This is a genomic window from Variovorax sp. CF079, from assembly GCF_900101545.1.
In the GTDB taxonomy this organism is placed as follows: domain Bacteria; phylum Pseudomonadota; class Gammaproteobacteria; order Burkholderiales; family Burkholderiaceae_C; genus Variovorax.
The window spans coordinates 193,488-206,003 of record NZ_FMZU01000008.1 but is presented as its reverse complement, the minus strand read 5'-3'; the positions used below and the strand labels follow the sequence as shown (position 1 = coordinate 206,003).

Here is a 12,516-nt window from a genome sequence, read left to right as displayed (position 1 = left end):
ATTCCTGTGAACGAGCCTTGAGCTGCCGCGCGATTGCGAGAACTTTGAACGTAGGGGACAGGGTACTCTTCCTTCAAAGCCCCTAATTTCTGCTTCGCCGGATGTTCACGTAGGAAGCGGCGTACACGGCGTTCTCGCCGGCTTCTCAGCCGGTGTTTCGCAGGCCCGCCGCCACGCCATTGATCGACATGTGGATGCCGCGCTGCAGGCGCTCATCGTCCTGTCCCGCGCGCCAGCGGCGCATCAGCTCGACCTGCAGATGGTGCAGCGGATCGATGTAGGGGAAGCGGTGGCGAATCGAACGCTGCATGTCGACATTGCCTTCGAGCCGCTGTTTCGCGCCGGTGATCAGCGTCAGTGCGTCGGAAGTGCGGTGCCATTCGGCATCGATCATCGAGAACACCTTCTGGCGCAGCTTGCGGTCGGCCACCAGTTCCGAATAACGCGAGGCCAGGGCCAGGTCGCTCTTGGCGAGCACCATGTCCATGTTCGACAGCAGCGTGCTGAAGAAGGGCCACTGCGCGACCATGCGCTGCAGGAGCGCCTGCCGCTCCTTGCGCGCCGCGGCGCTGCCCGCGGCCGCGAGGAACTGCTCGATCGCCGAACCGAAGCCATACCAGCCCGGCAGCGTGAGCCGGCACTGGCCCCAGCTGAAGCTCCAGGGCACGGCGCGCAGGTCTTCGATTTTTCGGCTGGGGTTGCGCGAAGCGGGGCGCGAGCCGATGTTGAGCTCGGAGATCTCGCGGATCGGCGTGGCGCTGAAGAAGTAGTCGCCGAAGCCGGGTGTCTCGTAGACCAGTTCGCGATACGCCGCCATGCTGGCCGCCGAGAGCTCGCCGGCAGCCGCCAGGAAGCTTGCGGGCGCGGCCTTGGCGGAGGGCAGCAGGGTGGCTTCCAGCGTGGCGGCGACCAGGGTTTCGAGGTTGCGCCGGCCGATCTCGCGGTTGGCGTACTTGGAGCCGATCACCTCGCCCTGTTCGGTCAGGCGGATCTGGCCGCGCACCGTGCCGGGCGGCTGCGCGAGGATGGCCTGGTAGCTCGGTCCGCCGCCGCGTCCCACCGTGCCGCCGCGGCCGTGGAACATGCGCAGGCGGATGGAGGTCTTCGATTTCTTGTTGAGCTCGTCGAACAACGCCACAAGCGCGGTGCCCGCGCGATAAAGCTCCCAGTTGCTGGTGAAGATGCCGCCGTCCTTGTTGCTGTCGCTGTAGCCGAGCATCACGTCCTGTTCGGCGCCCGAGCGCTGCACCAGCGCCTGGATGCCGGGCAAGGCGTAGAAGGCGCGCACGATCGGCGCCGCGTTGCGCAGGTCTTCGATGGTTTCGAACAAGGGCACCACGATCAGGTCGCAGGTGGCGTTCTCTTCCAGCGTGCCGCGCAGCAGGCCCACTTCCTTCTGCAGCAGCAGCGCCTCCAGCAGGTCGCTGACGGTCTCGGTGTGGCTGATGATGTAGTGGCGGATGGCGGCCGCGCCGTAGCGCGCGCGGGCCTTGCGGGCGGCGGCGAAGATTGCGATCTCGCTTTGCGCCAGCGGCGAGTACTCGGCATCGGGCACGCGCAGCGGGCGGGCATCGTCGAGCAGGCGCAGCAGCAGCGTCTGCTTGGCCTCCTCGGCCAGCGCGGCGTAGCCGGGCTCGATGCGCGCGGTGGCGAGCAGTTCGGCCACCACGGCCTCGTGCTTGTCGGAGCTCTGCCGGAGGTCGACCGTCGCGAGATGGAAACCGAACACCTCGACCGCGCGGATCAGCGGGCGCAGGCGCTGCGCGACCAGCACGGAGCCGTGCTTGTCGGTGAGCGAGTCTTCGATGGTGCGCAGGTCGGCCAGGAATTCTTCGGCCTGCGTGTAGGGGTTCTGCGGCGCGACCGCATGGCGCGCGGCCTCGCCGCCGGTGAGTTCGCGCAGCGTGGCCGCCAGCCGCGAATAGACGCCGGTCAGCGCGCGGCGGTAGGGCTCGTCGACGCGGTGCTCGCTCTTGTCGGGCGAGCGCTCGGCCAGCGCCTGCATCTCGACCGACACATCAACCAGCGTGGCCGACAGCGACAGCTCGCCGCCGAGGAAATGCACCTCGGTCAGGTAGTGGCGCAGCGCCAGTTCGGCCTGGCGGCGCAGCGCGTACTCGAGGGTTTCGGCCGTGACGTTGGGATTGCCGTCGCGGTCGCCGCCGATCCACTGGCCCATGCGCAGAAAGGGCGCGATGGCGCCCTGGCCCAGCGCCGCTTCGAGCTCGGCATAGACGCGCGGGATCTCGCGCAGAAAGGTGGCCTCGTAGTAGCTCAGCGCGTTCTCGATCTCGTCGGCCACGGTGAGCTTGGAGAAGCGCAGCAGCCGCGTCTGCCAGAGCTGGGTGACGCGCGTGCGCATCTGGCTTTCGTTCTCGGCGTACTCGCGCGGCGTCAGCGTGTCCTTCTTTCCCGCGAAGGCATGCTGGTGCAGCTTGATCTCGTCTCGTGCCGTGAGCAGCTGCGCGATGGCGCGCTCGGCGTCGAGGATGCTCTTGCGCTGCACCTCGGTCGGATGGGCGGTGAGCACCGGCGACACGTAGCTGTGGGCGAGCGACTCGACCACGGCCTTCGGCGCGATGCCCGCCTTGCGGATGCGTGCCAGCGCGACCTCGAGGCTGCCCTCGGCGTTCTCGCCGGCGCGCTCGGCCTCGGTGCGGCGCCGGATCTGGTGGCGGTCCTCGGCCAGGTTCGCCAAGTGGCTGAAGTAGGTGAAGGCGCGGATCACGCGCACCGTCTCGGCCGCACTCAGGCCCTTGAGCAGGTTCTTGAGCGCGCGGTCGGCCGCATGGTCGGCATCGCGGCGGAAAGACACCGAGAGCGTGCGGATCTTCTCGACCAGCGCATAGCTGTCTTCGCCCTCCTGCTCGCGGATCACGTCGCCGAGGATGCGGCCGAGCAGGCGGATGTCGTCGATCAGCGGCTGTTCGTCGCTGTTGCGGCGCCGGGGTGCGGAAGCGGTGGTGGGGGCTGTTTTCATTCGAAATTTCTCCTCGTCGGACCCGATTGGCGCATGCGTTGTTGCGATGCAACATGCTAGCATTCCACCGATCCCCCACAGCAATGGAAATGGCCTTGAGCAACATCGTGATCGCCACGCGCGAGAGCCGGCTGGCCCTTTGGCAAGCCGAGCACGTGCAGTCCTTGCTCCAGGCCCGAGGCCATACGGTCAGCCTGCTCGGCATGACCACCCGCGGCGACCAGATCCTCGACCGCTCGCTCGCCAAGGTCGGCGGCAAGGGCCTGTTCGTGAAGGAGCTCGAGCTTGCGCTCGAGGAAGGGCGCGCCGACATCGCGGTGCACTCCCTCAAGGACGTGCCGATGGATCTGCCCGAGGGCTTCGCGCTGGCCTGCGTGCTGCCGCGCGAAGATCCGCGCGATGCGCTGGTGTCGCCGCGCTATGCCTCGCTCGATGCGCTGCCCCAGGGCGCGGTCGTCGGCACTTCCAGCCTGCGCCGCGTGGTGCTGCTGCACGCGCTGCGGCCCGACCTGCGCATCGAGCCGCTGCGCGGCAATCTCGACACGCGCCTGCGCAAGCTCGACGAAGGTCAATACGACGCCATCGTGCTCGCCGCGGCCGGACTCAAGCGGCTCGGCCTCGAGGGCCGCATCCGCGCCGTCTTCGAGCCCGATGCGATGCTGCCCGCGGCCGGGCAGGGCGCGCTCGGCATCGAGGTGCGCGCCGATCGCGCCGACTTGATCGCGTTGCTGGCGCCGCTGTCGAAGCAGAGCGACTGGCTCGCCACCACGGCCGAGCGCGCCGTCAGCCGCGCCATGGGCGGGAGTTGCTCGATGCCGCTTGCGGCCCATGCACGCTGGCAGCCCGACGGCAGCCTGCGCATCGACGCGGCCTGGGGCGACCCCGACGCGGCGGCGCCTTTGGTGAAGATTCACGCGCTGGCCGAAGCCTCAGACTTCGCGCAGGCCGATGCGCTGGGCGTGGGTGCCGCGAAGCTGCTGCGCGACGCCGGCGCTCACTGATGAGATGCCGTCCGCCCCAGTGATCGTCACGCGCCCCGCGCGCGAGGCGGCGCGCTGGGTGGGCGAACTGCGCGCCGCGGGATTGGATGCCGTTTCGCTGCCGTTGATCGTGATCGAGCCGCTCGACGATCCGGCGGAACTGCAGGCGGCACGCCAACGCTTGCCTGACTACGACGCGCTGATGTTCGTGAGCGCCGCGGCTGCCGAGCACTTTTTTCGCGCCGGCGGCGCGCTCCCCTCTGTGCTGCGCCAGCGCTTCTGGGCCACCGGGCCCGGCACCTGCGGCGCCCTGCAGGCGGCCGGCGTGCCTGCTTCGTCGATCGATGCGCCGCCCGCCGATGCCGAACAGTTCGATTCCGAAGCCCTGTGGGCGCGCGTGCAGCCGCAGGTGCGTCCGGGTGCGCGCGTGCTGATCGTGCGCGGCGGCGCTGCTTCGGGACAGCCGGCGGGGCGCGACTGGCTGGCGCGCGAGATCGCCGCTGTCGGCGGTGTCTGCGATACGGTGGTGGCCTATCGGCGGCTGGTTCCGTCCTGGGGTGCTGCCGAGCGGCAAGTGGCCGCCGAAGGTGCGGGCGGCCGTGCCATCTGGCTCTTCAGCAGCTCCGAAGCCATCGCCAACCTGTGCCGCGCGCTACCGGCAACGAGCTGGCGCTCGGCACGCGCGATCGCCACCCATGCCCGCATCGCCGAGGCCGCGCGGAATGCGGGTTTCGGCACGGTGCGTGTCTCTTCCCCCGGCCTGGTGACGCTGGTCGCGTCGATAGAATCCTTCGCATGAGCGATGCCTCCGTGTTGAACGATAGCCTGCAGGAACCCGCAGCGCGTGCGCCCCTGCCGGCCACGCTGCAGGTCACGCCCGCGGCGGCATCGGCCGTTCTCTCCAGGGTCGTGGTGGGCTTGCTGGCCGTCGTCGCGGTGGTGGCGCTGGTGATCGCTGTGGCGCTCTGGCAGAAGGTCAGCGGCATGCAGGAGCAGCTCGCGCGCCAGAGCGCCGATGCCTTGGCGCAATCCATGGAGGCCCGCACCCTGGCGCGGCAAGCACAGGAGGTGGTGCGCGACACGGCCGGGCGGCTGGCCCTGACCGAAACCCGTGTCGCCGAAGTCGCACTGCAGCGTTCGCAGCTCGAGGAGCTGATGCAGAGCCTGTCGCGTTCGCGTGACGAGAACCTGGTGGTCGACATCGAGTCGGCCGTGCGCCTGGCGCTGCAGCAGGCGCAGGTCACGGGCAACGTGCAGCCGCTGCTGGCGGCGCTCAAGGCCGGCGACCTGCGCATCGCGCGTGCCGCGCAGCCGCGGCTCGCGCCTCTTCAGCGCGCGATGCAGCGCGATGCCGACCGCCTGCGCACCAGCGCCAGCGCGGACAGCGGCGAAGCGCTGCAGAAGCTCGACGAACTGATGCGCAGCGTCGACGATCTGCCGCCGCTGAATGCGGTCGCCGTGCGCGGTGCGGGCCTCAATTCGTGGCAGGCCGAGCCGGTGCCGGCCGACGCGCCCTGGTGGCAGCGCTTCCTGCTGATCGTGCGCGGCGAGGCGCGCTCGCTGCTGCGCGTGGGGCGCATCGAGCGGCCCGAAGCCGTGCTGCTCTCGCCGGACCAGACCTTCTTCCTGCGCGAGAACCTGAAGCTCCAGCTCCTCAATGCGCGTCTGGCCCTGCTGTCGCGGCAGGTCGACACGGCGCGCAACGAGTTGGCCACCGTGTCGGCTTCGCTCAACCGCTATTTCGATCCGGCCTCGCGCCGCGTCCAGGCCGCCGCCACGCTGGTGCAGCAGCTGCAGGCGCAAGTCAGAACCAGCGAGCCGCCGCGCATCGACGAAACGCTGACCGCGCTCGCGACGGCTGCTGCCGGGCGCTAGGATTAGGGCAGGCCCTAAATGCGCGCGGCACTCTGGTTTCTCGCCCTGTTCGGCATCGCGGCCGCGGTGGCACTGTTCGCCGGCAACAACCAGGGCACGGTCACCGTCTTCTGGCCGCCGTGGCGGGTCGACCTCTCCCTGAATCTCGTGCTGCTGCTCCTGCTGGCGGCCTTCGGCCTGCTTTATGTGGCGCTGCGCGGCCTGTCGGCCCTGTTCTCGCTGCCCAGGCAGGCGCGCCAGTGGCGCCTGCAGCAAAAGGAGCGCGCCCTGTACGCGGCCCTGCTCGACGCGCTGGCGCAATTGCTGGCCGGCCGCTTCTCGCGCGCGCGCAAGGCGGCGCAGGCGGCGCTCACGCAGGAAAGAACGCTGGCCGCGCTCGACGCGCGGCTGCCGCAGGCCCAGCAGGTGCGGGTGCTGTCGCACCTGCTCGCGGCCGAGAGCGCGCAGGCGCTGCAGGATCGCGCGGCGCGCGATGCGCATCTGCAGCAGGCGCTCAACGAGAGCGCCGATCGCGCAGTTCTCGCGAGTCTCGAAACGCGCGAAGGCGTGCAGCTGCGCGCCGCCCGCTGGGCGCTCGACGACCGCGATGCGCCTGCGGCGCTGGCGCGGCTTGCGGAACTGCCGCAGGGCGCGCAGCGGCGCACGCTGGCCTTGCGGCTGCGGCTGAAGGCGGCGCGCCAGGACCGGCGCACCCTCGAGGCGCTCGAAACCGCGCGGCTGCTGGCCAAGCATCGCGCCTTCTCGGATTCGGCCGCGCAGAGCATCGTGCGTGGGCTGGCGACCGAATTGCTCTCGGGCGCGCACGACCCGGCCCAGCTGCTGCGCGCCTGGGGTGAGTTCGAGGCCTGGGAGCGCGAGATGCCGGAGGTCGCGATCCACGCGGCCCAGCGCATGGTGGCGCTGCGTGGCGATCTCACGCTGGCGCGCGCATGGCTGCTGCCGGTCTGGGAGCGCATGGTGGCGCAGCCCCAGAGCCTCGGCGAGTCCTTGCGCGTGAAGCTGGTGCGGGCGCTCGAAGCGGGTCTGGACTCGGTCGATGCCGAATGGCTGGCGCGCATCGAGTCGGCGCAGCGGAACAACCCGCGCGACGCCAACCTGCAGTACCTGGCCGGCATGGCCTGCATGAAGCGTCAGCTCTGGGGCAAGGCGCAACAATTGCTCACGCAAGCTGGCTTGGCGTTACAGGACCCGAACCTGCATCGGCGAAGCTGGCAGGCTCTGGCCCAGCTGGCCGAGGCTCGGGACGACGCCGATCAGGCTTCCGCCGCCTGGAAGCGTGCGGCGCAGACCGAGAACCCCTGAAATTAGGCCTATTCCGAGGCTCGGTTAGCTATCTTATTGATAGCTAACTATCAAATATCCACGGCCAATACGGAAGCTTTCGCTGTCTCGGCGTTTCTGCCTACACGCGCATTTTTTCTCTGCCTAATGATCTACGCCGAGAAAGAATTTGACCTCAGCGCTGACTGATGTACAGTCGTAACTGATTGCAAAAGTATTCATTCTGGTCACGAACGCGGAGTTGGGTTTGAAACGTTTTCTATTACACACCGCTTTGTTTGCCTCGGCCGGCCTGCTGCTGCAGGCGTGCGCGCCATTGGCACCGGGGTTCCGTTCCGCCAGCAACGACGCCGCCCAGGCCGTCTCGCCGTCGGGCTTTTCGACCTCCGAGATCGATCCGCCGCCGCCCGGTGCGATCACCTCGATCACGCCCCAGCTGATCCGGGCGCAGCGCGCTGCGGTCGGGAATTCGGTTCCGCCCGAGGTCAAGGCGCTGGTCGGCACCCCCGAGGTCTACAAGATCGGGCCGGGCGACGTGGTCGGCATCGTGGTCTACGACCACCCGGAGATCGTGTTCAGCGCGATCCCCGCCACCACGGTGGCCGATCCGGCCAGCGTGTCGCCGGCGCCCGGCTTCATCGTGTCGAACACCGGGCAGCTGAGCTTCCCCTACGTCGGTGCGCTGAAGGTTGACGGCATGACCGTCCAGGAACTGGAGAACACGCTCGTGCAGCGGCTGTCGCGGGTCTTCAAGAATCCCCAGCTCAGCGTTCGCGTCCAGGCCTTTCGCAGCAAGCGCGCCTACATCGAAGGTGAGGTCAGGCTTCCCGGCCTGATGGTGTTCACCGACATCCCGATGACGCTCGCCGAGGCGCTCAACCGTGCCGGCGGCCTGGCCCCGACGGGCGACCGTTCCGCCATCAACCTCACGCGCGACGGCAGGACCATTCCCCTCGACCTGATGGCGTTGGCAGAGGCAGGGATCGACCCGAGCCGCATCCCGCTGAAGTCGGGCGACATGGTGATGGTGCGCGGCCGCGACGAGCGCAAGGTCACGGTGATGGGTGAGGTGGGCATCCAGACCGGCGTGATGATGCGCAACGGCAGGCTCAGCCTGAACGATGCGCTGACCGAGGTCGGCGGCGTCAATCTGGGGACTGCGAATCCGCGCCAGATCTACGTGATCCGCAACGAGACCGAAGGCCAGGCGATCTTCCACCTCGATGCGCGCACGCCGACGGCGATTGCGCTTGCAGACGGCTTTGCGCTGCGTCCCAAGGACGTGGTCTATGTCGATCCGGTCCCGCTCGTGCAGTGGAACCGCGTCCTGAGCCTGATCCTTCCGACGGCCACGACCGCGACTTCTTATCGCGATCTGGGCTCGCGCGGCGGCACGACTGGGCGATAGGCAGACCGTGACCATCCGGAACGTCCTCGTCGTGTGCATCGGAAACATCTGCCGCAGCCCGATGGCCGAAGGCCTGGTGGCCGCGGCCTTGCCCGGCGTGCAGATCAGTTCGGCGGGCCTCCAGGCCATGGCCGGCCAGCGCGCGGATCCGATCGCCTGCGAACTGATGGACGCGCGCGGCATCAGCCTCGAAAAACATCGGGCGCGGCAGCTCAATCTCGACATGTGCCAGCGCGCCGATCTGATCCTCGTGATGGATCGCGAGCAGCGCCGCACGGTCCAGGAACGCTACCTCTTCGCCGCCGGCAAGGTGTTTCGCCTCTGCGAGTTCGGCGACCAGGACGTGCCCGATCCGTACCGCGCGGGTCGCAGCGCTTTCGAACGGTCGCTTGCGCTCATTGAAGGCGGTGCGCAGCAGTGGGTCAAACGCATTTCAAGAGTATCCAGTTGATGAATTCCACTCTCACTCCCAAAACAAGCCCCACCTCGCAGATCATGAGCAGCGCGGACGAGGACGACCTGGACATCGGGCGTTACATCGACGTGCTGCTCTCGAACAAGTGGCTGATCGCGGCGATCACCCTCGTCGTGTTCCTGATCGGTGCCACCTACGCGTTCCTGGAGCGGCCGATCTACGAGTCCAACATGGTGGTTCAGGTCGAGGACACGGGCACCGGCGGCAAGGGCATTCTCAGCGAGGCCGGTGGCCTGATCGACGTGAAGACGCCGGCCAATGCCGAGATCGAGATCATCCGCTCGCGCATGATCGCCGGCCAGGCGGTGGAAGCGACCAAGCTCTACATTGCGGCGAGCCCGCGCTATGTGCCCTACGTCGGCGGCTGGCTGGCGCGGCGAGCCACGGGCCTTTCCGAGCCCGGTTTCCTGGGTCTCGATGGCTATGTGTCGGGAACAGAACGCATCCTGGTGTCGAAGTTCGACGTGCCGACCCACATGGAAGGCGGGCTGTTCACGGTGACGGCGAAAGCCGACAAGCAGTACACGCTCGACTATCCCGGCATGCAGCAGCTCACCGGCACCGTCGGCACGCCGCTGAAGGCCGACACCGGCAGCGGGCCGATCGAGTTGACAGTGACCGAACTCGCCGGCAAGCCGGGCGCGTTGTTCAATCTTTACCGCTACGCGATGCTGCCGACCACCATCGCGTTGCAGTCCAGCCTGATACTGACCGAGCGGGGCAAAACCTCCGGCATCATCAACGTGGCCCTGCAGGACACGGACCCCTTCAAGCTGACGCGCGTGCTAAATGCCGTGGGCGATCAGTACGTCAAGCAGAACATCGAGCGCAAGGCCGCCGAGGCGCAGAAGACGCTGGCCTTCCTCGATGTCCAGCTGCCGCAGTTCAAGAAGCAGCTGGAGGCGTCGGAAGAGGTCTACAACCGCTATCGCAACCAGAAGGGCACTGTGGCCTTCAGCGAGGAAGCGGCGCTGGTCCTGGGCCAGGCGGTCGATCGCCAGACCAAGTTGCTGGATGCCCAGCAGCGCCGGCGCGAGCTCGAGGCCCGCTTCACCTCCGCGCATCCGGCCGTGCAGACGCTCGACAGCCAGATCGCGGCGTTGAAGACCGACATGGGCGAGATCCAGGCTCGCATCAAGGGCCTGCCTGCCATCCAGCAGGAGGCGGTGCGCATGGAGCGCGACGTCAAGGTCAACACCGAGCTGTACCAGCAGCTGCTCAACAACGCGCTGCAGCTGCGCCTGGTGAAGGAAGGCAAGATCGGCAACGTCCGCGTGCTCGACGAGGCGGTGGTGCCACAGGTTCCGGTCAAGCCGAACCGCAAGGTCATCGTCGCGGCCGCGCTGGCCCTGGGCTTGTTCCTCGGCATCGTCGCCGCGTTCGTGCGCAGCTCCTTCATCGAGCAGCGCCTGCGAGACCCGCACGAGGTGGAAGCCGATACCGGCCTGCCGGTCTTCTCGACCATTCCGCTCAGTCCTGCGCAAAGTGCGATCGCGAAGCGACGCTTGAGCGGCGCCACCGGCGTCCGCTTGCTGGCGATCGAGAGTCCGGACGATCCGGCCGTGGAAAGCCTGCGCAGCCTGCGCACGGCCATGCAGTTCGCGATGCTGGAGTCGCCGAACAACCGCGTGCTGATCACCGGGCCCACCCCAGGCGTCGGCAAGAGCTTCGTGACGGCGAACTTCGCCGCCCTCATGGCCGCTGCCGGCAAGCGCACGCTCTTGATCGACGCCGACCTGCGGCGCGGCCACACGCACCAGTACTTCGGCTTGCAGCGCCACGGCGGGCTCTCGGAGCTGATCGCAGGCAGCTTGACGGTGCAGCAGACCGTGCACCGCCAGGTGGTTCCCAACCTGGACTTCCTGGCCACGGGCCAACTGCCTCCTAACCCGTCGGAACTGCTGGTGTCGGACTCGTTCAAGACGGCGCTCGAGCGCCTGTCCGAGCAGTACGACCTGGTCGTCATCGACACGCCGCCGGTGCTGGTCGCCGCCGACACCTCCACGGTCGCGACGCATGCAGGCACGGTGTTGCTGGTGGCGCGCGCCGACCAGTCCACCATGGGCGAACTCAAGGAAAGCACGCGCCGTCTGGCGATGGGCGGCAAGGCTGCCACCGGCGTGCTGCTCAATGCGATGGATGTGGGCCGTCGGGCCTATGCCCCGTACAAGTACGGCCGCTACCGCTACACCAACTACAACTACGAGAGCATCCTGCCCGAAGAGCAGTGACGGAAGGCGCCGGGCGGCTGCCCGGCGCAGCAGGGCGGCGTCAGGTGGCCGGACGGTGCGCCATGCGCGCCACGCAGGCCTGCAGATCGCGTTCGAACTGTGCCAGCACGGCATCGCGATCGAATCGCGCTTCGGCATAGGCGCGGGCACGCAGCCCCAGTTCGCTCCGAAGCCCGGGCTGCGAAGCCAGCGAGACCACTGCTGCAGCAAAAGCTTTTGCATCATCGGGCGGCACGGCGACGCCGCATTCGGATGCGACCTTGCCGAGCTCGGTCTCGGCACGTGCGCCGGCCACCACGGGCCTTCCGCTGCTCAGCATGCCGGTGAGCTTGGAGGGCATCACCAGGTCCGCCGCATCCGCGCGCTGGGGCAGCAGATGGATGTCCGCCAGGCCCAGCAGGTCGCCGAGCCGATCGACCGGCTGCAGATCGAGAAAGCGGACGTTGGCGAGCTGCTCGCAGCGCTTCATCAGTTCGGCGCGGCCGGCGCCGTTGCCGCAGAACACAAAGTGGAGGTTGGGCTGGTCCTTCAGCATGAGGGCCATCTCGGCCAGCAGTTCCAGCCCCTGCTTGGCACCCATGTTCCCCGAATAGAGGGCGACCACGGCATCGGACGGGATGCCCAGTTCGGCGCGGTAGGGGCTGTCCGCTTGCAACGGCTGGATGGCCGAGACGTCGGCCCAGTTGGGCAGGGAAATCAGTCGCGCGTCCTCGATGCCCTTGCTGCTCGCGCGCTCGATCATGCGCTGTGAAATGGTGGAGATGCGGTCGAAGCGGCGCATCAGGCCGCGCTCGACCGCGGCAACGAAGGCGCGCAGGCGTGCGCCCTTGAGCAGCCCGAGCTCGAAGGCGGCGTCGACTTCGTAATCCTGGATGTGCAGCCAGGTCTTGGCCGAACGCAGCCGCGCGAAGACCAGCGCCGCCGGCGTGCAGAAGAGCGGTGGCTCCGTCACCCACACGAGGTCGGGCTTCCAGCGCCATTGCGCGAACAGGGCCGGCACGCTGGCCAGCGCGAAGCTCGCCAGGTGCAGAAGACGCTTCGCGCCGCTGACCTTGCGCGGCACCCACAGCGGCGTGCGCAGCACCGTGGCGCCGCGCCAGGTCTCTTGCGTGTAGCGCGAGGCGCGGTAGCCCGGCCAAACCGCCCAGTCGGGGTAGTAGGGCGGCGCGGTCACCACGCGCACCTCGTGTCCTCGCGCGGCCAGCCACGCGACCATTTCTCCGGTGTATTTGCCGATGCCGGTCAGTTCCGGCGCGAAATTGATTCCGTAGACGAGCAGCTTCATG

Annotated in this window: 9 protein-coding genes; 7 read left to right on the top strand and 2 right to left on the bottom strand. The window is 68.2% G+C overall.

The genetic code is table 11. The features are described 5' to 3' along the window. Nucleotides 1-145: 145 nt before the first annotated feature. Nucleotides 146-2,980, bottom strand: a complete 2,835-nt coding sequence (gene ppc / locus BLS74_RS13010; RefSeq protein ID WP_093106670.1) for a phosphoenolpyruvate carboxylase — start codon at nucleotides 2,978-2,980, stop codon at nucleotides 146-148. Nucleotides 2,981-3,063: 83 nt separating this feature from the next. On the opposite strand from ppc, the gene hemC reads away from it, so the two are divergent. The 7 genes from hemC to BLS74_RS12975 all read left to right on the top strand — a co-directional run bounded on the left by hemC (nucleotide 3,064) and on the right by BLS74_RS12975 (nucleotide 11,230). Continuing rightward, nucleotides 3,064-3,981, top strand: coding sequence for a hydroxymethylbilane synthase (hemC, locus tag BLS74_RS13005; RefSeq protein WP_093106667.1), 918 nt, complete (start codon nucleotides 3,064-3,066; stop codon nucleotides 3,979-3,981). A gap of 4 nt (nucleotides 3,982-3,985) precedes the next feature. Then, nucleotides 3,986-4,759, top strand: a complete 774-nt coding sequence (locus tag BLS74_RS13000; protein ID WP_093106858.1) for a uroporphyrinogen-III synthase — start codon at nucleotides 3,986-3,988, stop codon at nucleotides 4,757-4,759. Beyond that, nucleotides 4,756-5,835: a uroporphyrinogen-III C-methyltransferase gene (locus BLS74_RS12995; protein ID WP_093106664.1), complete on the top strand. Its 1,080-nt coding sequence runs from the start codon at nucleotides 4,756-4,758 to the stop codon at nucleotides 5,833-5,835. Before BLS74_RS13000 ends, BLS74_RS12995 begins: the two co-directional genes overlap by 4 nt. Before the next feature lie 18 nt (nucleotides 5,836-5,853). Beyond that, nucleotides 5,854-7,137, top strand: coding sequence for a heme biosynthesis protein HemY (locus tag BLS74_RS12990; protein ID WP_093106661.1), 1,284 nt, complete (start codon nucleotides 5,854-5,856; stop codon nucleotides 7,135-7,137). Between the two features lie 253 nt (nucleotides 7,138-7,390). Continuing rightward, nucleotides 7,391-8,524, top strand: coding sequence for a polysaccharide biosynthesis/export family protein (locus tag BLS74_RS12985; RefSeq protein ID WP_244503857.1), 1,134 nt, complete (start codon nucleotides 7,391-7,393; stop codon nucleotides 8,522-8,524). A gap of 7 nt (nucleotides 8,525-8,531) precedes the next feature. Beyond that, nucleotides 8,532-8,975 carry a low molecular weight protein-tyrosine-phosphatase gene (locus BLS74_RS12980; RefSeq protein ID WP_348272427.1) on the top strand — a complete coding sequence of 148 codons (444 nt, stop codon included), beginning with the start codon at nucleotides 8,532-8,534 and terminating at the stop codon, nucleotides 8,973-8,975. A gap of 44 nt (nucleotides 8,976-9,019) precedes the next feature. Beyond that, nucleotides 9,020-11,230, top strand: a complete 2,211-nt coding sequence (locus BLS74_RS12975) for a polysaccharide biosynthesis tyrosine autokinase (RefSeq protein WP_244503856.1) — start codon at nucleotides 9,020-9,022, stop codon at nucleotides 11,228-11,230. 40 nt (nucleotides 11,231-11,270) lie between these two features. Here BLS74_RS12975 and BLS74_RS12970 read toward each other — a convergent pair whose 3' ends face one another. Beyond that, nucleotides 11,271-12,515 carry a glycosyltransferase WbuB gene (locus BLS74_RS12970; RefSeq protein ID WP_093106652.1) on the bottom strand — a complete coding sequence of 415 codons (1,245 nt, stop codon included), beginning with the start codon at nucleotides 12,513-12,515 and terminating at the stop codon, nucleotides 11,271-11,273. Nucleotide 12,516 lies beyond the last annotated feature (1 nt).

What these genes read in the sequence shown, in the direction of transcription:
- BLS74_RS12990 (WP_093106661.1), top strand. Translation starts at nt 5,854, where the DNA reads ATGCGCGCGGCACTCTGGTTTCTCGCCCTGTTCGGCATCGCGGCCGCG.
- hemC (WP_093106667.1), top strand. Translation starts at nt 3,064, where the DNA reads ATGGAAATGGCCTTGAGCAACATCGTGATCGCCACGCGCGAGAGCCGG.
- BLS74_RS12975 (WP_244503856.1), top strand. Translation starts at nt 9,020, where the DNA reads ATGAGCAGCGCGGACGAGGACGACCTGGACATCGGGCGTTACATCGAC.
- ppc (WP_093106670.1), bottom strand. Translation starts at nt 2,980, where the DNA reads ATGAAAACAGCCCCCACCACCGCTTCCGCACCCCGGCGCCGCAACAGC.
- BLS74_RS12970 (WP_093106652.1), bottom strand. Translation starts at nt 12,515, where the DNA reads ATGAAGCTGCTCGTCTACGGAATCAATTTCGCGCCGGAACTGACCGGC.
- BLS74_RS13000 (WP_093106858.1), top strand. Translation starts at nt 3,986, where the DNA reads ATGCCGTCCGCCCCAGTGATCGTCACGCGCCCCGCGCGCGAGGCGGCG.
- BLS74_RS12995 (WP_093106664.1), top strand. Translation starts at nt 4,756, where the DNA reads ATGAGCGATGCCTCCGTGTTGAACGATAGCCTGCAGGAACCCGCAGCG.